Source organism: Mycobacterium sp. ITM-2016-00317, assembly GCF_002968295.1.
Classification (GTDB): domain Bacteria; phylum Actinomycetota; class Actinomycetes; order Mycobacteriales; family Mycobacteriaceae; genus Mycobacterium.
The window spans coordinates 40,423-61,243 of the sequence record NZ_CP134399.1 but is presented as its reverse complement, the minus strand read 5'-3'; the positions used below and the strand labels follow the sequence as shown (position 1 = coordinate 61,243).

The following is a 20,821-nucleotide window of genomic DNA, read 5'->3' as shown; positions in this document are numbered from 1 at the left end:
GCGAATACGCAGAGATCGCACCGTGGCGGTGCCCCAGCGTTGAACGATCACACAATGGCATGGCGCCGGTGTGTGACGGCCGCGTTACGCTCGCCGCATGTCGGAGGTGCGCGTGGTGTCGGCCGCACCGACCCTGCGCGACCTGGTGGAGACGGCCGGACTGGGGTTGTCGGTGCCCGAGGGCACACCGCAGGATCTGGACCGGGCGATCAGCTGGGTGCACACCACGGAGATGCGGGACCCGTCGCGCTACCTGCGCGGCGGTGAGCTGGTGTGCACCGTCGGAATCAGCCTGCAGACCGGAGACGACTGCGCGGTGTTCGTCGACGCGCTGACGCGGGCCGGTGCGGCCGGGGTGTGTTTCGGGGTCGGTGACGGCCACGACGCGGTGCCGTCGGCGCTGATGGCGCTGTGCCGGACGCGGGGGCTGCCGGTGCTGGTCGCCCCACCCAGCGTCCCGTTCAGTCAGATCAACCGGTTCGTGGCGGAGTTCCATCTGGGTTCGGAGATCGCCGTCGCCCGCGCCACCAACGCGCTGGCCCCCGAACTGCTGGCCTCGCTGCGCCGGCACGACTCGCCGCGGCAGCTGCTCGACAGCGCCGGGCAGGTCCTGGGGTGCTACTTCCTGCTGGAGCCCACCGCGGACACGTCAGGCACCCCCGGCGCCTCGTACAGCGCGGCCGTGGACGACGACGCGGTGACGGTTGCGGTGCCGGGTCTGGGCACGTTGGTCTGGGTGGGGCGGGGCGACCGGCCGGAGCCCGCGGTGCTGGAGCTGATCGCGCGGTTCGTGCGGGCCGCCCAGGGCGAACGCGATATCGAGGCCGCGTTGGCCCGGGAGCGGGTGGGTCAGCTGCTGTCGCTGGTGGAGCGGCGCATGCTGCTGCCGGATGCGCTGAACCAGTTGCTGCCGTGGTCTGGATTCGGGGGCGAGATCGCGTGCTCGGCGTGGCCGCCGGTGCCGGCGCGCTGCTGTCGATGGCTTTCCCCGACGCACTGATCGGCGACGCCCCGGATCTGTGCCTGATGCTGACCGTCGGGGCGCTGGAGGCGACGGAGGATCTGGCGTTGCCGTCGGGGCATTCTGCGCCGGTGCCGCTGACCGACATCGGGTCGGCGATCGCGCAGGCCCGCATCGCGCTGACCCTGGCCGAGCACCGCGGCGGCCGGGTCGGGCCCGATCAGCTCAGCACGCTGGAAAGCCTGCTGGAGCAGTTGCCGCTGGCGCAGCTGGCGCCGTTCAAGCAACTGCTGGTCGACCCGCTGGCGGAGCTGGACAGCCAGCGCGGCACCCAGCACGTGCGCACGCTGCGGGTGTTCCTGTCCTGCAACGGTTCCCTGAGCGACACCGCCAAGGAGCTGTTCCTCCACCCCAACACCGTGCGGCACCGGCTCTCCCGCATCCAGGAGATCACCGGCCGAGACCCGTTGCAACACAATGACTTGACGGCGTTCGTGATCGGACTGTGGGCGGCTGAACGGGCAGAACGTCCGGCTGGTTGAGCGGCCTGCCGTCAGTCGGAGACCTGCACCCGCGCCTTCTCGATCTCGTTCTTGATCTCCCGGTAAGCCTGCACGCGTGCCATCACCGCGTCCACCGCGGAACTCGTCGGGTTGGCTGTCGGTGCCGCTTCGATGCCGTAGAGCATCGCGCCCAACTTCGCGTGCAGTTCGGCACGCTGCTCGGCCAGGCGGGCGTCCTCGCGCTCGGTGCGTAGCGATTCGTCGATGTGCTGTGCTTCTTTCGCGCACTTCTCTATCAGGTCCACGCGCTCGATGGCTGCCTTCACCATGCGCGCGATGGTGGAGTTCGCCTCGGCGAGGATTCTGCGGTCATCGGCGCTGGGCTTGTCCAGCGCAGAAAGCTTGTCGGCAACCCGCCGTAGGTCGTGGGCCTGCTTGAAATTGCCGGTGATCCATTGGATGTCGGTGCTGAAGTCGACGTCACCGAGCCAGCCCGCGCGCGCAGCTTCGGACTCAGACACCCGCTTCACCGCGCTGACCGCTTTGTCCACCCGTTCGGCGTTGGCCTTGCCGAGCGTGGCGATGCGCCGTTGCTTCTCTTTCCGGGCGCGCTCCTCGCGTTCACGTTTGGCCGCCGCGGCCTGCTTGGCCCGGTCCGCGCGCGCTCGCTCTTCTGCGGCATCGCGGCGCTTCTGTTCTGCCGACACCACCGAGTAGACGAGCCAGGTGACGAGGGCGCAACCGGCGAGAATGCCTATGAATATCCACACCGGTTTGGGAACCATCGCGATCAACACGATGACGAAGATGACGAGTCCGCCCACGCCCGATCCGCTGGATGAACCCTTACTCATGTGACCCCCGCGCGAATGTTTGCTGCCGCCCCTGAACGCATGTTAGGCGTGCGCACCGACAACGAGGTCTGGGTTTGCGGAATCGCGGTGCGGGCTCTGTCCACCGGACCCCTTCCCGAACTCCTCTGTGCGAGATTCACCTCAGGGCTGTGGATTCCTGGCGCGTCGACCATTTGGACGTGCAGGGTGTCGATATCGACCAGAGCAGTTCGGGCACCGCAGCTGCACCCATTCCGCACCGCGGATCCGCAGATATTGCGGATACCGCAGTTTATGCGGTACGGTCGGTCATGCCCAACCGATACGAAGCAATTCGTGCCTACCTTGAGCAGGCAGAGTCGGCCACCACGAAAGCTGAAGCGTTGCAGAACCTTCGGTCCGTCCTGACCGAAGTCGGCCAGCTGCTGGACGAGCAGTTGGCCAGCGCCGTCGTCGATGACGAGATGTCACTCGCGGCGGCGGGAAAGCATGCCGGTCTCACCGAGAATGCGGTGGGCCCGCGACTGGCCAACACGGCCAGATTGGCGCCCTATGCCACCTCGGGAGGGCGCGTCACCGCTGAAGACGTCAAGCGCGCCCGCCAACACAAGTACGCCCGAACGCCTCTCCCCCCGGAACCCCCCGCCGAGCCGATGCGGTTCAAACCCCGACGCACCACCAAACCCTCCTGAATCCGGAAGGACCACCCATGCCCAACCCGAGTCTCACGCGAATTGTGTTCCTGCTCGACCGGTCTGGCTCGATGGCGTCGATACGGACCGACGTGATCGGCGGATTCGACGCGTTCCTGACCGAGCAACGAGCCGGCCAAGGCGACTGCACCGTGACGTTGGCGCAGTTCGACAACGAGTATGAGGTTGTCTATCAGGGCATCCCGCTGGCCGACGTGCCTCCGTTGGCGCTCTTGCCGCGCGGCGGCACGGCGCTGTTCGACTCGATGGGGCGCGTCATCACCGACACGGCGGCCGAGATCGCCGCCATGCCCGAGGCAGACCGACCGGGCACGGTGGTGGTCGCCATCATGACCGACGGCATGGAGAACTCCAGCAAGGAGTGGCGGCAGTCCGACGTGAGAGCCCTCGTGGAACGCCAGACCGACGAGCACGGGTGGGAGTTCCTCTACATGGGCGCCGATCAGGACGCCGTCGAGGTCGGCAGAGGCCTCGGCGTCAGGGAAGGTCAGTCCATCACCTACAGCCGGGGCCGGTCACGTGAGGCGATGGCGGCCGCATCGGGGAATCTCCGCGGATACCGCACCGCGAGAATCGCCGACCCTGCCGCGATGATGCCGGAATTCACCGACGACCAGCGCGCCCATCTGGCGGCGGATGACGCGGCGACGAGCTGACGCAGGCGTACCACCTACGCCGCGAATCGCCGCCGAGTGAGGTAGCAGTGCCGTGGGAGCGGGCGGTGCCTGAGCGGCGGAAGCTTGTCGACGGCGGCGGCCCCGGCGGGGGCTGTGCGGTGGCTATCCGAAAGCCCGATGTATCCCCCGACACGCCGGATCAGTTCCGCATCGGTGGTGGCGGCTCGTACGGGCGGTACCACTTCCACTGGGCGCGCTCTCCGGACGACCCGGGGTAGGGCGCGACGTTCGGTGGGGGTGTGGTCGGCGGGCGTGCCAATGATCCGGGCTTGAGCTCTCTCCCGGCGTGGTCGGTGACGAGGAGTTTTCGGGCGGGTCCGGTGATGGTGACGATGCCGCGGTGATGGGCCCGGTGGTGATAGGGGCAGACCAGCACGAGGTTGTCGAGTTCGGTCTCGCCACCGTCTTCCCAGTGCACGATGTGATGCGCATGCAGGCCCCGGGTAGCGCCGCAGCCCGGGACCACGCAGGTGCGGTCGCGGTGCTCCAGCGCGCGGCGCAGACGCCGGTTGACGGTGCGGGCGGAACGTCCGGCACCGATGGGTCGGCCGTGGCGTTCGAACCACACTTCACAGGTGGCATCGCAGCTCAGGTAGCGGCGTTCCTCGTCGGTCAGCGCCGGCCCCAGATGCAGCGCGGAGAACCGGTTTTCGACGTCGACGTGTACGACGACGGTGGTGTGCTGGCCGTGCGGGCGGCGCAAAACCTCGGCATCCCAACCCGCCTCGACCAGCGCCATGAAGGCCTCCCCGCGGCTGGGTAGCGGCGGTCGCTCGACCCCGCAGTGCCTCCCGGTGCCGCTGTGATCACCGGTATCGGAGTGACTGTCGGTGCCGTGGTCGCGTTTCCATGAAGCGATCAGCCCGTCCTTGTGGGACTGCAGGGCGGCGGTGAATTTCGCGGACTGGTCATGGGTGAGTTTGATGCGCCAGTAGGTGTAGTCGGCATCGCTGGTGCTGGTGATCTCCGGCCTTGGCGCCGGTGGTGGCGCGGCGGGCTCGTCGTCGTCGGCGAGCGGATCGATGACCGGTTCGGGTTCGGGTCGGGGTTCCTGCTTGAGCGCGGTGCGCAGCTGGGTGACCGACGCACTCTCGGCCAGCTGGGCGTAGTGCTCGTCAGAACCCTCGCCGGCGCGCTCGGCGATCACCCCGACCTGATCGAGGGAGAGTCGGCCCTCGCGAAGGGCGGTGACGCAACGCGGGAACTCGTCCTGCCGGTCGGCGATCGTGATGACGGTTTCCGCGTTGTGCGGCGAGCATCCCGTTTTCCAGGCGATCAATGACGTCACCGACGGCGCCCCGGTGATCCCGAGGAGTCCTTCGCGGTCGATCTTCGCGGCGATTTCCACGATCCGTGCGTCGATCGCATTGCGGTGCCCGGCCAACTCGGACAGTTCCTCGAAAAGCACCTCCAACCGATCCGACTGCGTAAGCACAGCGGGCGTATCGGCTGCGGTCGAGGACATACGCCCATTCAAGCAGCAGGGTCCGACAACTGAGGCGGGCGAAAAGGAGTCCCGCCCAACGACTTCAAGCTTTCGCGAGAGTGCACTGACGGTCGTGGATCACGCTCGTCAGCGACCCTGAGCGCACCCTCGCGAGGAAACGTCCACACGCCCTCGTCAGCCCACGGTGGAGTGGCCCTTTGTGTCGCGCTGTTTGTGACCGCGCCGCAGACTCCGGAAACGACAAACTCCGGAAACGACGAAGGTCACGAACTCCGAAGAGTTCGTGACCTTTGTCTCGCTGTGTGGGGTACGTTTCGACTGTTCAGAGCGCCCTTTGCGAAATCGGTTCCAGCGGTTTTTTGCGGAATCTCCAGCGATTTATCCGGCGCACGCAGCGCGTACTGGATGATCCTGCGGTGCGGGCTGATGAGGCAGGGTATCGGCTTCTTGTGCGAGTCCACCGCCGATGCAGGGTCGCGGATCTGCCGCGGGAGACGGCGCTGTCGGCGAACTTCCCTTGACAGGTAATTTTTGGCCGGGATTTATCTGGCTCATCGGACATGCCAAAGCGAGCCGGAAGTTGTTCGCGCGGCCCGCTGCGGGTTGGGTCTCCTCAGGTCAGGGGCGGTGTCTTGGCAGGTTCGTGTCCGAGGTGGTCGCGGAGCTGCCGCCGGCGGACGTCGATGGACTCTTCACGAGCCTGGCGTGACCGGTAGGTCTTCTGGATGCGGTGATTCGTGCTGGCTACGGCGAGCGCCATCAGAAGCTTGACCATGGGTTCGCGTCGGGGACCCCATTTGAGATCGACGAGCTTGGTGACGTGGGCCGACTTGAGGATGCTGAAGGTCTGCTCGGTTCGAGCGCGCGCTGCCTCGAAGTACAGCGTGTGTTCCCAGCTGGCGCCAACCGGTCCCCACTGCGCCTTCTTGAGCTGACTGGGTGTGAGAGTGACGGTGACGATCGATTGGGCGCAGCATTGCCGGTCGCTTGCTTGCCAGGTCGGCGCTGCTGTCGGGGCGCCGAAGGCGGCGCGTGTCATCGACGCCGGTTTGAGTGGGCATTGGACGCGCAGCTGCACGGCAGGGCAGACCAACTGCGCCTTCACGTCGAGTCGTGGTTCGACTCCCAGGGGTGGGCGTCCACGTGGTCGGCTCAGTCGCGGCCGGGAGTTCAAGCCCATTAGGAAGGGCAGGACACTGGCCAGGCGGCGGTCGTGCGCCTCCCATCCGTTGTTGGCCAGCAGGTCGCGGGTCTTGGGCATGTGGTGTTGGGCAAGTAGGTCGGCCGCGGCCGGGCAGTAGAACGAGCCGGCAAACTGGATGGGTCCCGGCGGGACGTCTGTGGTGGCGCCGGGTGGGTTGGCCGCGGTATCGGTGAGTGTCCAGTGCTGTGGGTACCGCACGACGGCGGCGTACTGGTGGTCGAGCATGAGGCGTGCGAAGCCGTCTTTGGGGTTGTAGCCCATATCGACAGTGAGGCGGGGCAGGCGTGCCCGTCCCGCGCGCCGCGTGTCGAGGCCATTGCGTTTGGCGTGAGTGATCGCCACGTCGAGTCCTTCGGTGCTCCCGGAGGTAGGTGGATGGACGTCGATCCCGATGATGGCGGGGGCGAACGCGTGCAGCTGCTCCGGTGGTCCAACACGTATGACAGCGGTGAGTCCGATCCCGAAGCCCCGCTTGCCGCCGCCGCTGGCGTCTTGGTGCACGGTGGTGGAGTGCTTGTCTCGGGAGTAGTAGCTGCCGAAGTATGCGGCTCCGCGCTGTTTGTCGGGTTTTATGCCCAGCCCTGCTGACGGGCCGGCGAGGTCGAAGATCGTCTCGTCGGCCACGATGTCGCCGAAGGCCTCGGGTGGGTGCGGTTCGACGATGGACCCGAAGACGATGCGGTTTATGACCGTTCGCAGGCGTTCGGTGGCTTCCCCGCTCGCTGCGCGTTGTTCGGTGCTGCGATGGGCGATGATGCGGCGGTGTTCGGCGTTGGTGATTCGTCGTGCTGGTTGGTCGGGGCTGGGATCCAGTGGTGCGAGGCGGCGGTTGAGCCAGGCGACGAAGCGCGTCCGCTCGCGGCGTTGCTCGGCGCGGTCGGCGAAGATGCGGGAGGTGTCTTGCCCTCCCATGCCGACTTCGGCGAGTTGTCGCGGGGTGAGGTCGCCGATGGCCTGTTGGATGGCCTTGTAGGTCGGGGTTCGCCCCAGCATCAAGAGTCCCAGGGCTGCGACGAGCACGGCAGAGATGGTGTAGCCGATTCCGGTGCAGTCCTGTCCGCCGGCACCGCGATGCTGGGCGAAGAAATCGTCGATCATCTCCGCCGCTAGTGATCGCTCGATGATGACCTTGGCTTCACGAAAGAGGTTGTCTGACAGGCGGTATGAGCTTTCAAAGTCGGTGATCATGGTTCAGCCTTCCGTCATGAGGGCGATCGCGCGATGGATGCTGTAGATGGGGAGTTGGGTGCGTTGATCGGCGAGGACCTGAACGTCGACCACGTCGGCGAGTTGCAGCAGAAGTGCTGCTGGGGCGCGGTCGGCGAGGTCGAGGATCCAGCGGTTACGCAGCGCGGCCGCGCTGATGCTGCCGTGACCGCGGGCGCGGAGTTGCTCGCCGATGCGGTTGGTCGCGTTGCGCTCCACTTCTCCCTTCGCGGCCGGCAACAGGTAATCCGATCCCTTGCTCTGCGCAAGGGCCGACAGACGGTTGGAGATGTCGGGGTCGGTTACCGGAACGAGCCGTGTTCCGCCAGCTGTGTTCTGCAATCGCACGATGGCGATGTGTCGGCCGTCGATGGTCTCGCTCGTGATGGAGGTGCCGCGCAAGGCCTTGAAGTCGGGTGGCCGCGCGCCGGCGCCGTAGCAGAGGTCCAGTAGGAGCGTGAGTCGTCGTCGGAGCCACGGCGGCAGGGTCGGTGCCAGGGTGTACCAGTCACGAATGTCTTGCGGCGAGGCCGCGTCGATTCTCTTGGTGCGGGGGGCTGGCAGGGTGCGAGCTTCGGGATATTCCCGGGGGTGCACCAATCGGCCGGCGTCATACAGGATCCACCTGATGGTGCGCATAGACCGGTTGGTCTTCCGGGTGGCGATGTCCATGAGATGTCGGTCGACGTTGGCTCGGCGCAACGCTGTTCGGTAGTCGAGGGTGCCGACCCGTTCGGCCTCGAACGCCAGATAGCGGGCCAGATGCGCCACCGAGATGCGGTCGGTGGACAGCGCGAAGTCGCCCAGACGGCACCACAGGCGTTTGGCTGATTCCAGCGCGGGCACCAGGTAGCGCGGATCGACGCCTCTGATGGTGAGGCCCGCCAGCGCTCGATAGCGGTCCTCGTTGACGTCGTGGTGAAACGGCGCGAGTACGTGGCGCTGGCTGTCGGCCCGGTCGTGGTTGGCCCTCGCCACTGGCTTCCCTGGCTCCGGGTCGTCGGCGGCCGACGCCATGGCGCCGTGACGGCCCATCAGCACACGCTCCGCGACACACCGGCGAAGCCGTTGACATGCGCATGCGAACACGATGAAATGAACAAAGTTCCTCCTGAGTGGATCTGGTGAAGGTTCCAAGGGAACGAGATCGCCGCGAATTTGCGGCGGACGGAGAGCCGGGTTGCCGCCCGGCTTTTCCCGTTTCTTACGGGTTTCCGACGAAAGTGCCTTACGTCAACAGTTTCTGGAAGCTTCTCCTCCTCACTTCGCGACTTCTGGATGGATCCTGGGCGCACCGCGGGCGGCGGCGCGATCTAGCGGCACAGGTCTATAGCGTCCTTGTCGCAGCCGTCGTGGCCGATCTGGATAAGACGTGACCCGGCCTCGGACAGTGAGACATCCCAGTGCTGCGCACGGTCGTAGATCATCTGGGCCACATGGGGTGGCAGCCGCAACTCGACCCGGACCCGTTCCCGCACCCTGGTGGGTGGTCTGTCCATTGCCCGCCTCCGCTCGATTGCCGGTAGAGCACCGGCACGGCCTGAAGCTAAACCGGTACTTGCGATAATCGCGGTAGCCAGCATCTGCGCGTGTCTGGGCATCCGGCGCATCCTGAACTCAAAGCGACACCCGCCAATTTGCCTCTGCAGGAAAGGTTTCCACCAAAGGTAAGGTCGGCAGCAGGCTGACGTGCAGCGGAGTCGAAAGATGCCGGTTACGAACTGCAACACTGCCCGCCGCAGCAGAAGCGGGGCCCGGAGATGTCAGATCCCAGCACCGCCGACATAATGTGTTGTACATCACACCGGGGCCAGTAGGTCGCGTGCCAACGGTTTTCCGCGGAAAGCCGCCCTGGCCTAGACGCGTAGCCCCTCAGTCCCCGTTAGCGTCGCACAATCATCACCGCTGCTGATCGACCGTCATCCACAGCAGCACGTCAAGGATCCGCAGATTCGACACCGCAGCAGGCACATTCGGGACAGCGCTGCGGATCTGAGTCAACCAGGTCCATATCGCGCGATCGTCGGCGGCGAGGACCGCTTGGAACTGTCGCCAATAGTCAGAGGTGTCCAGTCCGGTGGCCTGCTCGACGAAGCTGTCCCAGATGGGTATAAGCCGTGGACGTTTGGCTGCGATGAGCTTGCTGGTCCGGGTTCTGCCCATTCCGTCGTTGCCTCGGCGGAGCAATTGCCACAGCAGGCTGGCAGGCCCACCGGGCACAAGGTCGTTGGGGTCAATGGTGATGATGTCGACGTCCACCGGGATTTGGTGTAGCAGAGCGGTGATCTCGTTGGCGTCGCGGCTCAGGAGGCGGATCGCCGCTTGGGCAGGGATGTTCACGCTGAGCATCGAGGCGGCGGTGAAGTCCGCGGGTCCAATCAAATTGGGATCGCTGTTCAGCGCGGCCATTGCCTCGAATTGCGATCCTGAATAGGCCGGTCGTCCGGCAGCGGTGACGGCGTAGTAACGCGTTAACAGTTCGACGGCCTCGTCGGTACGGCGCTGCACAACCACTTCGGGCCACCGATGACGCCACTGTGTGTATTCGAATGCTGCCATTCGGGCTCTCCCTACAGACGACGGTCGGTGGGTAGGTAACCACAGCGGGCCGACATTGTCGGGTCGTTACGTCATCGGCGCTGCGTCAAGGTGATCTTGTTGCCCTCGGGGTCCGAGGTGCGCACGAAGTTTGGCAGGTCGCAGGTCCACGACGCTCCAACGGCGTCAAGCCGCCTCACGGTGGCCGAAGAATCCTCGACCACGAAGCCGAGTTGCACAGAGCTCACCGGGCCGCGCGCGGTCGCCGGCCACAGCTGCAGCCCCAGTTCGCCGTCGTAGTGGCGCGGATATTCCGCCCCCTCGATGCAGAACAACGCCAATCCGATCGCTTCGAAAAAGCGCGCGGTCGCATCGACGTCGCTGACGAACAGCGTCAGTTCTCGAAGATCAACGGCCACGGGCAACGCTGAAGCACTCGATCCAATAGCACTGGGGATTCACGTCAAGTTTCACCTATCTGCCGACGTCGGTCGAGCACAGCTGCCAATCGCTGGTTCAGGAAATCTTGGGCTGCTGGTCCGTGTACCTGGTGGGCGGTCGCAGGCACTTCGCCGACTGATGCCAGCGCCACCGCTTTCCGCCGTCCAGCAGTGTCTGTCTCGTCGACGATAGCGACGAAGTTGTCCACGGCACCGCAACGAAGTGCCGACACCAACCGGCGCGCGGCGATCCAGTCATCACCCATCCGCGCTCCTTTCCCAAGTGCCCGCCTCGGGACCGTACCGGCCAGGACCGACAGCTCTCCGAGCTCAGCGCTGCCCCGGTTGCTGTCTGGCGAGATATGCCTTGACGGCTGCACTACGACGATGGTCGGCCGGGACCACCCTGCCTGCCAGCTTGGCCGAAGCTTTCGTGGCGCGGCGACCAGCGTTCCTGAGGGCCTCGTCCGACACGACCACCTTCTTAAATTTTCGTTGTGCCACAACACACCTCCGTGAGGCAATAGGGAGAGCCGACGGTACCGCTGGCGAACGAGTCTGACGAGCGGGTTTTGCTCACCTGTCGGTCAGAGCTGCGCAGTCTCCGTTGCAGGAGCCAGAAGCTTCACGTCGCGTCGTGCGCGTCACCGCTCGGGGCTGTGGGGTGTACTCGATCTGGTTGGCGCAGGTGGTGCAGAGGGTTTTGACGCGGATGCGGCTGTTCTGGTGCAGGGTGCCAGGTTGTCCGCATCGTTCGCAGATGGTGGCGGAGGCGCGTTCGGCGTCGTCGGTGATGGCGTCCATGGCGTCGAGCAGCCTAGGATCGGGATCCTCGCCGCTGGCCTGGCAGTAGTAGCGCAGGGTGCCGAACTTCTCCTTGATCTGGAGCACCTGGTAGTGGGGGTCGAGTCGGGTGAGTTGTGCGTCGGTGGCGATGACGAGGGGGTACCAGCCGGCGTCGACACTGATATACCGGCCGTGACCGTCGGGGATGCGTTGCAGAATGGCCTCGATCGCGGCTTCGTGTTCACCGGCGTCGGGTGGGATGCGAATGGCGTTGCGGTGCTTGTGTGGGTCGATGTCGAGGGCTGCCAAGCGGGCGAAGGTGGCGTCGACGTCCTCGGGTGTGGCGGTGCCGTTGTGGAGCGCCTCGCTCATGGCGGTGATGTCGGATTCGGCGGCGCGCCAAAGGATGTTCTCGGCGTCGCCCAGGTCCGGGATGTCGTCACCGTGGGTGGTCATAGGTACATCCCTTCGGTGGGGGTGGCGCGGTAGCGGCCGCTGCCCACCTCTGCCAGCAGTGCCGAGGTGGTGAGGAGGCCGGTGTCGTCGGCGGCGAGGACGGCGCGGCGCACGATCTCGCGGAGGTCGCTGCCGCTCGTGTGCTCGGGGAGCGCGGCGGCCACCGCGTCGGTGTCGACGGTGTCGGCGCCGGGCAGGCCGGTCAGCAGGGCGGTGAGGATGCGGGCGGCGTCGGCGCGGGTGGGGTAGCCGACGTCGACGATGGCGTCGAAGCGGCCAGTGCGGATCGCGGCCTTGTCCAGGGTGTTCGGGTCGTTGGTGGACGCCAGCGTCAGGATGCGGGCGTCGGGTGCGATGTCCATGGCCTGCAACAGTTCTGAGAGCCCACCTCCTCCGGTGTTGCGGTCGCGGCACCACAGATCAACGTCTTCGAGGATTAGCAGGATCGGACCACCGAGGCGCTGAGCTTCCTGGACCACAGAGCTCAAGAGTTGTTCACCGGCTTTGGCTTCGACGTAGATCACGGTGAACTCGCCGACGACTTCGGCGGCGACCACCGCTGAGACGGCGGACTTGCCGGTCCCCGGCGGCCCGCACAACAGCACTCCACGGCGGGCACCAAGCCCGTGGATGTTGAGTAACTCGTAGCGGTCCCGCACCGCGGCCACGCCGAGGTCGATCTCGCGCCACACCTGCTCATCAACGATCACGGTGGCGCGGGTCACGGTGGCCGGCAGCGAAGTGACTGTCAGGTGAAGGCCGCCGGTGTAGCTGGCGCGCAGCGCTCGTCCGCGGTAGGGGTTGAGCTCGTTAGCGCGCTCAGCCAACCGATCCAGCACCGCACGCACAGCATCCTGGTGCTCAGGCCTGGCGAAGGCGCTGACTTCCGGGGAACGCATCACCGTCTGCCTCGCCTCGATACCGATGACACAGCCGGTGTTAAGCAGCAGCGTGCCGGCCGGGAAGTGGGCCCGCAAGCATTGAGGATGGCGGTAGGTCTGGTCGCCGATCTTTGTCTGGGTCCATTTGGGTGGCTGTGAGTACTCACCCGGCCCGATCTGCACCATTTCGGCGTGCGCGGTGATCCACTCGGCGAGCGCGACCGCGGTGGTTAGCCGCGACACCGGATTGAGGTCGCGGTCCTCATCGATTAGGAGTTCACCGTCGGCCGCGCCGAGACAGCGCGCGGTGAACCGGTCGGCCGATTCCGCCCGCGCCGGCCGCTGCGTCACCCCGACGAGCAGTTCCCCGAGTGCCCGCAGCCCCGCGCGGGTGTCGTCGGGCAGCTCGTTAAGGTAAGCGCCGAGATCCGTGATCGGCCGCGGGTCGGTGCCGCGTTCGGCCGCCGCGTCGACGGGCGTTGTGAGGGTTGCGTTATCGGTGACAGTCATCGCTTCAGCTGGAGTCGGCGGGATAGAGCAAAGTCGTACAGAATCTCACCCCGCAGCGAGACTGGCAAGACCTTTCGCCGCCTCCCTGCCACGCAACGTGTGGCGGCGCATCTCTTCACCCCGGGGCGTAACTGCTCGGAAAGCGCGCGACACCAGAACCGCTGTGGTGTCATCCTGATGTCTTGTGACCGACGACTTAGGCCCGCTGACGACGGCCGAGCAGCGCGAGCATGCTCGGGCTCACGCGCGTTCACGCTACGGCGCCTACTTGGAGGAGGTGCTCACCGTGCGGGGCGTTGCGGATCCTGCGGGCGTGGCAGCGGCGGTGCTGTCAGCGTTGACCGAGTGGCCCGATATCGAGACCGGTGAGCTGTGCCGCTGTTCCTGTCACCCGCTACTGCCCAACACCGATCTGCACGACTTTGGCTTCGACTGCACTTGCGCGCGTACGCGTGACCAACGGCGGGAGTCAGTTCAGCAGTTGCTCAACGGGATTGATGAGTATTGGCAATCCCCGGAAGGTCTCCACATCCGCGCTGCCGACGAGGCTGCTGAGCAGCAACTGCAAGACTGGCTTGCCCGCCACCCGGGCGTCGTCGTCCATAGCCACGGTGGTTGGGCACCCGAACAGTGGTACGGCACTGTTGACGGACACAGCTTCTACTTTCGCGAACGCGGCGGCGATTGGGACCTCGAAATTGACCTACACCCCACCGGGCAGAGCATGCGGACAGTCGAGGGTCAGGATGACGGCGGCACCACCCGCTACCGGCAGGTCAACCTGGAGCGCGGAGACATCATCGCCTCCGGCACCATCTACGCCGACGGTTACGGCACCACCCCCGCCCAACGCGCCCAGTTCGTCGTCACCACGATCCGCGACCACCTGCGCAGGCAGGCCTGCACGCACCATCTCGACAAACTCGACGAAATCAGCACCGTCCTCGGGAGCGGTGTCGAATATTGTCCGACGTGCGGAATTCGTCTCGCGATCAGCGCCGATCCGGGCCCCTCTTGAGTTGCAGGTGCGCCACCTCCGCCTCGAGTTCTGCGATCCGTTTCTCTAGTGCTGCCCTCGTCGGCTTGCGTACGGCAGTAGCAGTGGGTCGTGCGTTAAGTCCGGGTGGCGAGGCCGCCTGACCGAGAGCGCGAGCATCGATGATTTTTGCCGGGTCGCAGCCACATTCGACGCAACTTGTCGATCCGGTGAAGGCCGCGTGGACGGTTTTGTGGCTGGCGTGCACTCGGCGCTCGACGGTGTGCCCGCAGTACAGCCGGAGCTGCCACACCCTCAGCTCGTGGTCGGGGGTGGGTGTTCGCAACAGGGAGGCGAGCTGGTCGAGCCGCGCCGGTGACAGTGGTGGCGGCGGGCAACATTTGCCGCAATGCTTCGTGAGCGAACCCGAGACGCCGTGGCGGTGAGACCCGCATGACGGGTGTGCTTCTTTGAATCGAGCTTCCTCGGCGTCATAGCGGGCACGCTCGGAGTCCGAGAAGAACATGGTGCCTTTGGGCTCGAACGGTTGGGCGTCGACGTAAGGACGGTCGCACCCCGGACACGGTTGCCCGGTGCGGTACTGCTCGTAAGTCAGCGGCGCCACTTCGCAGTGCATGGAGTCGCGTAGCCGCTGTCGATCTCGTTGGCGTCGTTCGTCTTTTATGGAGACGGCGAAGGGAGCATCGAGGTCGCCGAGTCGCTCGTAGGCGTCGAGATCAGCAACCACCCCGGCGAAACTACTCCGGCATGGTGTCGCCGTGGTTGCCTGATCGGGGCAACGAGGTGAACGACGTCCGCGGTGACCTACTGACAATAGCTGAACCGTCGCTGGCGAGTGCTACAACTGATCTGGCCAATAACGGGGAGGGCGGCGTCATATCAACCTTCGACGAACTACAGCACGCCGGGCATCTCGGTAAAGAATGCCTCGCCCTGATCGAAAAGCTCCTGCGAGAAGAACTGCGTCGATTCCGCCCGCTGACGCATCTGGAGTCCGAAGACGTCGTGCAAGACTTCCTCGTCGACCGTATAAAGCCCCTCACAGCGTCACTGCTCAGCCAGGCAACCGATGACGATTCCCTCGCCAAGCTACTGCGAATTTCGATCAGAAACTGGCTGATCGACCGCGCCCGAGAAACCGGTACGGGGCACATCCGTCGCACCTTGGAGAAAGTGCTCGGTGCCGCTCCGGAGTTTGAACGCGTTGCACCCGGCGAAGCCGGTGGAGGCCGATGGCGAATCGCCAGCGGCGACGCTGCACCGTGGACTGGCAGCATCGCCGACCTCACCGCCGCCGCGTGGAGCGTGCGCGAGGTCCGGGTACCGAAGTGGTCCAGCCCGACGCGGCGTGCGCCGCTCGCCGACCGCGACTCGCTTGTCGCGATCATCAACGCGGTGCTGACCAGGGCCGGGGGCAGCGTGGAAATCGCACAGCTCGTCGCCGTATTCGCCGATCGTTTCGCAGCCGCTCTGGACCCCGTCGTCGCGTCCATCGATGACGACGACCACCCGATCGATGTCGCGGCTACCACGGCCGACCCCGAGGAGACCCTCATCGCCGATGAAGTTGCGTTGGACGTCGCGACCGCCGCAGCCGAAATCGCCGGCTCACGGAGAACGAACGCGAGATCGTGCCAATCCTGCACGACAGTGCCGCTGTCCGGCTCAAACTCGGGAAGGGCCGTACGCAGTGCGCCGCCTTCACAGCCAGACTGAAGGCGAAGATTCGCGAGCTAGCGGGCACCAGTGGGGATGCCGAGGAGGTCGTCCGGGAGGTGGTGACTCTATGCGGCGGTGTATCCGGTACCGGATGACCAAGCAGACGTGTCGTCAGACTCGACTACCGGGGACCACCCACTCCCTGCAGACGCGGAACGGAGGAAGCACGTGAGCAAGCGCGCCACGGTGCAGGACTACCTCGAGCTGGCTCGACGTGCGGCAGCCCCCCAACTGTCTGCTGCGGGTCGCCGGGCGCGATTCGGCGACACCCGCGATCACCCGATACACCCCGGACAGGTCTGGCGAGCGTCCTGGAACGACGTTCGCCGGCTGTTCGTCATTCGCTACGTCGAAGGGACTGAAATAGACGTGGTTCCGCTCACCGTGGATCCGCCGGCCGAGGACGCCGAATGCTTCGTACTCAATGCCAGCTCGACCGCATTCGGCACCGACGCCACCTTTTGGGCGGGATTGAGCACCACACTGCCGATGCGGGTCCTCGACGAGATCATCGACCAGCTGCCAGACAACATGTCGACATGGGTCCGCGATCCGGATTCGACGAACCTCCCCGACGGTGTGCGCCGCGGCCGAGCCCCGTCACACCCCTTCGAAACCTCAATCGAAATCAGAGCCATGATCGGCGACGACCTCGCCGCGCTGCGGTCAAGCCCGGCGTTACCCGTCGCGCCCGACGGCGATAGCCAACCCGTCCCCACACTGGCGTCGATACTCGGTAAGAACGTCGATCTCGAGGCCCTCGTGTCTGCCCTTTCTCCGCTGGGCCTGGACCAGCCGGCGGTCATGAGTCTTCTGCGGGGCAAGCGGCCGGTGTCCCCGGAGATCGCCTCCGCCATCGCGAGTGTCACCGGCATCGAGGCGGCGCGCGTTGTTGGGGCCGTAAAGCCGCTGCCGGCCCGATTCGTCGAGGAGGTAGACCATCCTCGGTGGCGCCAAGTCTGGCGCGAGCGCGCACAACGCACCGGCAGCCGAGAAGAAGACGCCCGCTTGGCGGCCAGCTACGAGATGTTCGCTCGGGCAGCACGTCAGACCGGCGGCCAGGAACCCGACTGGCATGCCCGTTTGGCACAGTTCCGCGTCCTGGCAGAACCTTCCGACGTCCCGTGATGCGCGGGATGTACACCACAGAAGCGCAAGCACAGGCCAAGCAGATGGAGGCTGTCGCCGAGCGTATCCGCCCCGGCACCGTCGCCCGCTTGCGCACGGATCCGCTTGGCGAACTGGAGCACTGGGACGACGTCACGGTCATCGAGATCGACGAGTCGTCGAACAACTCCGGGTGTTCGGTCGCCGGCAGCTATCAGCCGAACCCGCCGACACTCGTCGTAACCAACTCGCTGTCGTACGCGCGCCGCGGGTTCACCGCGCTCCACGAACTCGGCCACCACCTGCAGCAGACCGACATCGCCCTCGGGACCACGGTGTTCGGATACAGCAACCCGGACCTGTTCGAGGAGGAGGCCTGCGACGCGTTCGCCGCCGGTGTCCTGCTCCCCGATGACGACCTGCGCACCCGAATAGACCCCCGCGGACCGACCGCACAGGATGTGGTCGATCTATACAGCGTGCACTCGTCGGCGTCGAGGGAAGCGTGCTGCGTGTGGGCTGCCCGGCATCTCCAGGGCGCCGGAGTCGTCGTGCTCCTCGACCGCGTGGGCGTGGTGCGCTTCGCCGCCCCGAAGAGTTTCATTCCGCCGGCGAAGAACTCCGACCAGTCACACACCCCGCTGATCGACGCGGCACTGAAAAACCCCGGCTCCGGAGCCACCCGCGATGAGACGTACGTGTGCTACCGCAACGGTGCGAGAAGCGACACCGTCTACGGTCAGGCACGGTGGTTCGATGCGAATTACCTCGTCGCCGTGCTCGCCTCCGACCACGCCGGGTGGAAGCCACTGGCCCTCCCCCGGCCCCACACCGGCGGCGCCGGCAGTGCGCGATGGTGGACGTGCGAGACCTGCGACGACTCGTTCACCGTCGCCGACCGCTGTGGCCGATGCGGCGAACCGCAGTGCACGCAGGGCCATTGCGGATGCCACGTCGCGCGCGCTCAGAAGGACAGAACGTGCCCCAGCTGCTTTCTGACCCTGCACCCGTCTCGGTTCGACCCCGGCAGTGAACTGTGCCGGGACTGCGCGTGAACAGGCGAAAGGCTCCAGCCCGAACGTTTCGGGAGATGTGACGTCAGACCCCCCTGAGAGGGTCACAACGCCCTCCGTTCCATAGAGGAGACGTCATGCCCTATCGCAGCGCGATCACCGGTCGCTACATCAGCAGGGCGGCCGCAGCCCGCCATCCGAGGACCTCCGTGCGGGAATCCCCCGGCTCCAGCCGCGGATCCGGCCCGCGCTACCGCAGCGCTGTCGACGGTCAGTACGTTCGCGCCGCCGACGCCACCAGGAATCCCAAGACCACGCTGCGCGAGAAGGCCTGACGGTGGCTTCGCGAGCAACCGCGCCAAGCGTCGATGACGCACTGGCCTCCAACACGGTCATCGGCCCCGGCGGGCAGACCCGCACGGTGTCCGAGCGCGTGGCCCGGCGGGTGTGGATCGCGGCGGGCGGACGCTGCACGATCTGCAACCGCTACCTCCTCGACGACGAGACCACCGGGCAGGACGTGATGATCGGCCAACTCGCGCACATCGTGGGCTGGTCCACCGCCGACGGTTCTCCCCGAGGCGCCGACGACCTGGCCGTGGAACTGCGCGGCGAAGCCGACAACCTCCTGCTGCTGTGCTACGACCAGCACAAGGTCATCGACGACAAGTCGCTGTGGGCCGTGTACGACGCGGACACCCTGCGTGCGCTGAAGCGCGAGCACGAGTCACGGGTGCGGGACCTGACCGCGATGGGCCACGACAAGTCGACCACGGTGCTCAGGGTCGTCGGCAACATCCATGATCAGGCCGTCGATCTCACCGATGCCCGTATCCGCGAGGCCCTCTTCACCCGCAACCGGTTCCCCGACTGGACCCTCCGCGGAGCCGACGAGTACGAGGTCGATCTGCGCACGCTCCCCGGTGAACGCGACGGCACTCCCATCTACTGGGCCTCGGCACGCGCTCACCTCGACGAGCGACTCGGCCGGCTGCGCACCCTGGTCGCCAAGGGCAGGATCACCCACCTGTCGGTCTTCCCGCTCGCCCGCATCCCGGTGCTGATCCTGCTGGGCACCCTTCTCGATGACACCGTGCCCGTCGACCTCTACCCGAAGCGACGCGGCGGCGACGAAGCCTGGGGATGGACACCCGCCGGTGGCGACGTCGAGTTCCGCATCACCAGGGTCCGCGTCGGCAGCGACCGAACCAAGGTGGCGCTGCTGGTGTCGGTGTCCGGGTCCGTCGACCACACCCTGCTGCCGGACGAGATCGACGACTCCTACACGATCTACGAACTACGGCCCGCCGACACCCTGCCCGTGCCCGGGCTCATCGGCAGCGCGAAGTGCCTCGACGCCTTCAGTCGAACCTGGCGCGAGGCCCTGGCCACCGTCGAGGCCCACCACCCCGGCGTGCAAGCGATTCCGACGTTCTCCGCCGTACCCGCCGCCGCGGCCGTCAGCATGGGCCGCCACCTCATGCGTGCAGCACATCCCCCGCTGCACATCTACGACCGCGTCACCGGCGCCAGCACCTACCAATTCACGGCATCGACAGCCGAGACAGGCCACTGAAAGGGCACTCATGACCACCGTGACGATGAATCCACTGTCCGCCCTGCTCGCCGGAGCAGTGGACCTCCTCGACATCCCACCCGATCTTCAGAAGATCGTGGTCGCCCGCTACGAGGACGTCGGGCAGTTTCTCGCCGATAACGGCGGCGCCCGCTGCAGCGTCTACCCGCAAGGCGGCTTCCTGCTCGGCACCGCCATTTTCCCGCCGCAGCGGACCGAGTACGACATCGACCTGGTCTTCCGCGACGGGATCACCAAGGACGACACCACTCAAGCCGACCTCAAGCAGCGCGTCGGCGGCATGCTCGAGGACTACAACGACTACAAGGTCGGGTCCGCCGACGCACCCGAGGCCTTCTTCGAGAAGCGCCGGTGCTGGACACTGTCCTACTCCAGTCAGGGGTTTCACCTCGACGTGCTGCCCGCCGTCATCGACACCGATTTCCGCACGTCGCCCAACGGCATCCTGCTCACCGACACAAAGTTGAAGCCGTGGCAGCACGCCAATCCCAAGGACTACGCCATCTGGTTCCGAGGTCGGTCCGAGGAGATGCGACGCAAGATCGCCGCCAGCGCCCGCGCGCAGAACGTCGCCGATGTCCCCAACTGGGCGGTGCGCTCCACACTGCAGCGACTCGTCCAGGTGCTCAAGTGGCACTGCTACCTCGACTTCGCCCACGACGTGGACAACCGACCTCCGTCGATCCTGATCACCACCCTCGCCGCACACGCCTACCACGGCCAAGACGACCTCGGCGAAGCCCTGCTCGCGGTGATCGACGGCATGCCGAACTTCATCAAGTCGTCCAACGGCCGTTGGCTGGTCCTCAATCCTGCACAGCCCAAGGAGAACTTCGTGGACAAGTGGAACGAACCCGACACCGCGCATCGACGGCAGGCCTTCAACGGATGGCTCCGCAGAGTCCAACGCGACATCGAAACCGCCTCCAGCGCAAAGGATTCGGGTCTCGACGTACTTGTCAACCGCCTCAGCGGGACGTTCGACCGGCAGGTACTCGCGAAGTCCGCGGCCAACTGGGCGCGAAGCACCGTCGACCTCCGAGGACAGGGGAGGTTCGGAATCACCTCGGGGACGGGCGCACTTGTCATCGGAGCGGGGAGACCCACGCCCCAGCACGGGTTCTACGGTCGTGGCCGCACGTAGTGGCCGCCTGACGATAGGTCAACAGGCATTCGCCGTCCGCAGCGTTCTTCCTGACGCCTCGGTGCGCCTCGGACGCGGTACCCGCCTGA

20 protein-coding genes and 1 pseudogene are annotated in these 20,821 nt (G+C 66.1%); 10 read left to right on the top strand and 11 right to left on the bottom strand.

Translation table 11 applies throughout. The features are described from left to right. Positions 1-97 precede the first annotated feature (97 nt). Positions 98-1,503: pseudogene (locus C6A87_RS00270) on the top strand (PucR family transcriptional regulator). Between the two features lie 11 nt (positions 1,504-1,514). On the opposite strand, the gene C6A87_RS00265 reads toward C6A87_RS00270, so the two are convergent. Continuing rightward, complete coding sequence (locus C6A87_RS00265) at positions 1,515-2,261, bottom strand: hypothetical protein (RefSeq protein ID WP_311115447.1); 747 nt, start codon at positions 2,259-2,261, stop codon at positions 1,515-1,517. A 236-nt stretch (positions 2,262-2,497) separates the two neighbouring features. Between C6A87_RS00265 and C6A87_RS00260 the strand changes: the two genes are divergently transcribed. Both C6A87_RS00260 and C6A87_RS00255 read left to right on the top strand, forming a co-directional pair. Next, positions 2,498-2,989, top strand: a complete 492-nt coding sequence (locus C6A87_RS00260; protein ID WP_311115446.1) for a hypothetical protein — start codon at positions 2,498-2,500, stop codon at positions 2,987-2,989. 17 nt (positions 2,990-3,006) lie between these two features. Next, the gene (locus C6A87_RS00255) at positions 3,007-3,666 is read left to right on the top strand and encodes a VWA domain-containing protein (protein WP_311115445.1); all 660 of its coding nucleotides are present in this window, start codon (positions 3,007-3,009) and stop codon (positions 3,664-3,666) included. A 160-nt stretch (positions 3,667-3,826) separates the two neighbouring features. Here the strand turns inward: C6A87_RS00255 and C6A87_RS00250 are convergent, their stop codons facing one another. The 9 genes from C6A87_RS00250 to C6A87_RS00210 all read right to left on the bottom strand — a co-directional run bounded on the left by C6A87_RS00250 (position 3,827) and on the right by C6A87_RS00210 (position 13,155). Next, the gene (locus C6A87_RS00250) at positions 3,827-5,152 is read right to left on the bottom strand and encodes an HNH endonuclease signature motif containing protein (RefSeq protein WP_311115444.1); all 1,326 of its coding nucleotides are present in this window, start codon (positions 5,150-5,152) and stop codon (positions 3,827-3,829) included. A gap of 595 nt (positions 5,153-5,747) precedes the next feature. Continuing rightward, a complete protein-coding gene (locus tag C6A87_RS00245; protein WP_311115443.1) occupies positions 5,748-7,526 on the bottom strand; it encodes a hypothetical protein in 1,779 nt (592 codons plus the stop codon). 3 nt (positions 7,527-7,529) lie between these two features. Then, positions 7,530-8,579, bottom strand: a complete 1,050-nt coding sequence (locus C6A87_RS00240; protein WP_311115442.1) for a hypothetical protein — start codon at positions 8,577-8,579, stop codon at positions 7,530-7,532. Positions 8,580-8,857: 278 nt separating this feature from the next. Continuing rightward, positions 8,858-9,043 carry a hypothetical protein gene (locus C6A87_RS00235; RefSeq protein WP_024445149.1) on the bottom strand — a complete coding sequence of 62 codons (186 nt, stop codon included), beginning with the start codon at positions 9,041-9,043 and terminating at the stop codon, positions 8,858-8,860. A gap of 400 nt (positions 9,044-9,443) precedes the next feature. Continuing rightward, the gene (locus tag C6A87_RS00230) at positions 9,444-10,103 is read right to left on the bottom strand and encodes a DUF6308 family protein (RefSeq protein ID WP_311115441.1); all 660 of its coding nucleotides are present in this window, start codon (positions 10,101-10,103) and stop codon (positions 9,444-9,446) included. Between the two features lie 71 nt (positions 10,104-10,174). After that, complete coding sequence (locus tag C6A87_RS00225) at positions 10,175-10,501, bottom strand: VOC family protein (protein WP_311115440.1); 327 nt, start codon at positions 10,499-10,501, stop codon at positions 10,175-10,177. A 44-nt stretch (positions 10,502-10,545) separates the two neighbouring features. Beyond that, on the bottom strand, positions 10,546-10,788 hold the full coding sequence (locus C6A87_RS00220; protein WP_311115439.1) for a hypothetical protein: 243 nt from the start codon (positions 10,786-10,788) through the stop codon (positions 10,546-10,548). 310 nt (positions 10,789-11,098) lie between these two features. Further along, positions 11,099-11,764 (bottom strand): hypothetical protein, encoded by a 666-nt coding sequence (locus C6A87_RS00215; protein WP_311115438.1) that lies wholly within the window; start codon positions 11,762-11,764, stop codon positions 11,099-11,101. Continuing rightward, complete coding sequence (locus tag C6A87_RS00210; RefSeq protein ID WP_311115437.1) at positions 11,761-13,155, bottom strand: ATP-binding protein; 1,395 nt, start codon at positions 13,153-13,155, stop codon at positions 11,761-11,763. The genes C6A87_RS00215 and C6A87_RS00210 overlap by 4 nt, the downstream gene beginning before the upstream one ends. A gap of 184 nt (positions 13,156-13,339) precedes the next feature. Here C6A87_RS00210 and C6A87_RS00205 point away from each other — a divergent pair, with 184 nt between their 5' ends. Next, positions 13,340-14,173 carry a hypothetical protein gene (locus tag C6A87_RS00205; RefSeq protein ID WP_311115436.1) on the top strand — a complete coding sequence of 278 codons (834 nt, stop codon included), beginning with the start codon at positions 13,340-13,342 and terminating at the stop codon, positions 14,171-14,173. Here the strand turns inward: C6A87_RS00205 and C6A87_RS00200 are convergent. Further along, positions 14,148-14,879 (bottom strand): hypothetical protein, encoded by a 732-nt coding sequence (locus tag C6A87_RS00200; protein WP_311115435.1) that lies wholly within the window; start codon positions 14,877-14,879, stop codon positions 14,148-14,150. The genes C6A87_RS00205 and C6A87_RS00200 overlap by 26 nt on opposite strands. Positions 14,880-14,899: 20 nt before the next feature. On the opposite strand from C6A87_RS00200, the gene C6A87_RS00195 reads away from it, so the two are divergent. From C6A87_RS00195 to C6A87_RS00170, 6 genes are all read left to right on the top strand, one after another. Beyond that, complete coding sequence (locus tag C6A87_RS00195) at positions 14,900-15,868, top strand: hypothetical protein (protein ID WP_311115434.1); 969 nt, start codon at positions 14,900-14,902, stop codon at positions 15,866-15,868. Positions 15,869-16,039: 171 nt separating this feature from the next. Then, on the top strand, positions 16,040-16,999 hold the full coding sequence (locus tag C6A87_RS00190) for a hypothetical protein (RefSeq protein ID WP_311115433.1): 960 nt from the start codon (positions 16,040-16,042) through the stop codon (positions 16,997-16,999). Positions 17,000-17,007: 8 nt separating this feature from the next. Further along, entirely contained in the window at positions 17,008-18,033 is a 1,026-nt protein-coding gene (locus tag C6A87_RS00185; protein ID WP_311115432.1) for an ImmA/IrrE family metallo-endopeptidase, read from the top strand. 95 nt (positions 18,034-18,128) lie between these two features. Further along, positions 18,129-18,326, top strand: a complete 198-nt coding sequence (locus tag C6A87_RS00180) for a hypothetical protein (RefSeq protein ID WP_311115431.1) — start codon at positions 18,129-18,131, stop codon at positions 18,324-18,326. 2 nt (positions 18,327-18,328) lie between these two features. Next, complete coding sequence (locus C6A87_RS00175; RefSeq protein WP_311115430.1) at positions 18,329-19,567, top strand: SAVED domain-containing protein; 1,239 nt, start codon at positions 18,329-18,331, stop codon at positions 19,565-19,567. A gap of 10 nt (positions 19,568-19,577) precedes the next feature. Then, the gene (locus C6A87_RS00170; RefSeq protein ID WP_311115429.1) at positions 19,578-20,732 is read left to right on the top strand and encodes a nucleotidyltransferase; all 1,155 of its coding nucleotides are present in this window, start codon (positions 19,578-19,580) and stop codon (positions 20,730-20,732) included. Positions 20,733-20,821 lie beyond the last annotated feature (89 nt).

Bases quoted from the DNA above. Each gene is read 5' to 3' on its own strand.
- C6A87_RS00215 (WP_311115438.1), bottom strand. From the start codon at position 11,764: ATGACCACCCACGGTGACGACATCCCGGACCTGGGCGACGCCGAGAAC.
- C6A87_RS00235 (WP_024445149.1), bottom strand. From the start codon at position 9,043: ATGGACAGACCACCCACCAGGGTGCGGGAACGGGTCCGGGTCGAGTTG.
- C6A87_RS00185 (WP_311115432.1), top strand. From the start codon at position 17,008: ATGTACACCACAGAAGCGCAAGCACAGGCCAAGCAGATGGAGGCTGTC.
- C6A87_RS00255 (WP_311115445.1), top strand. From the start codon at position 3,007: ATGCCCAACCCGAGTCTCACGCGAATTGTGTTCCTGCTCGACCGGTCT.
- C6A87_RS00240 (WP_311115442.1), bottom strand. From the start codon at position 8,579: ATGGGCCGTCACGGCGCCATGGCGTCGGCCGCCGACGACCCGGAGCCA.
- C6A87_RS00250 (WP_311115444.1), bottom strand. From the start codon at position 5,152: ATGTCCTCGACCGCAGCCGATACGCCCGCTGTGCTTACGCAGTCGGAT.
- C6A87_RS00195 (WP_311115434.1), top strand. From the start codon at position 14,900: ATGGTGTCGCCGTGGTTGCCTGATCGGGGCAACGAGGTGAACGACGTC.
- C6A87_RS00170 (WP_311115429.1), top strand. From the start codon at position 19,578: ATGACCACCGTGACGATGAATCCACTGTCCGCCCTGCTCGCCGGAGCA.
- C6A87_RS00230 (WP_311115441.1), bottom strand. From the start codon at position 10,103: ATGGCAGCATTCGAATACACACAGTGGCGTCATCGGTGGCCCGAAGTG.
- C6A87_RS00220 (WP_311115439.1), bottom strand. From the start codon at position 10,788: ATGGGTGATGACTGGATCGCCGCGCGCCGGTTGGTGTCGGCACTTCGT.
- C6A87_RS00210 (WP_311115437.1), bottom strand. From the start codon at position 13,155: ATGACTGTCACCGATAACGCAACCCTCACAACGCCCGTCGACGCGGCG.
- C6A87_RS00180 (WP_311115431.1), top strand. From the start codon at position 18,129: ATGCCCTATCGCAGCGCGATCACCGGTCGCTACATCAGCAGGGCGGCC.
- C6A87_RS00245 (WP_311115443.1), bottom strand. From the start codon at position 7,526: ATGATCACCGACTTTGAAAGCTCATACCGCCTGTCAGACAACCTCTTT.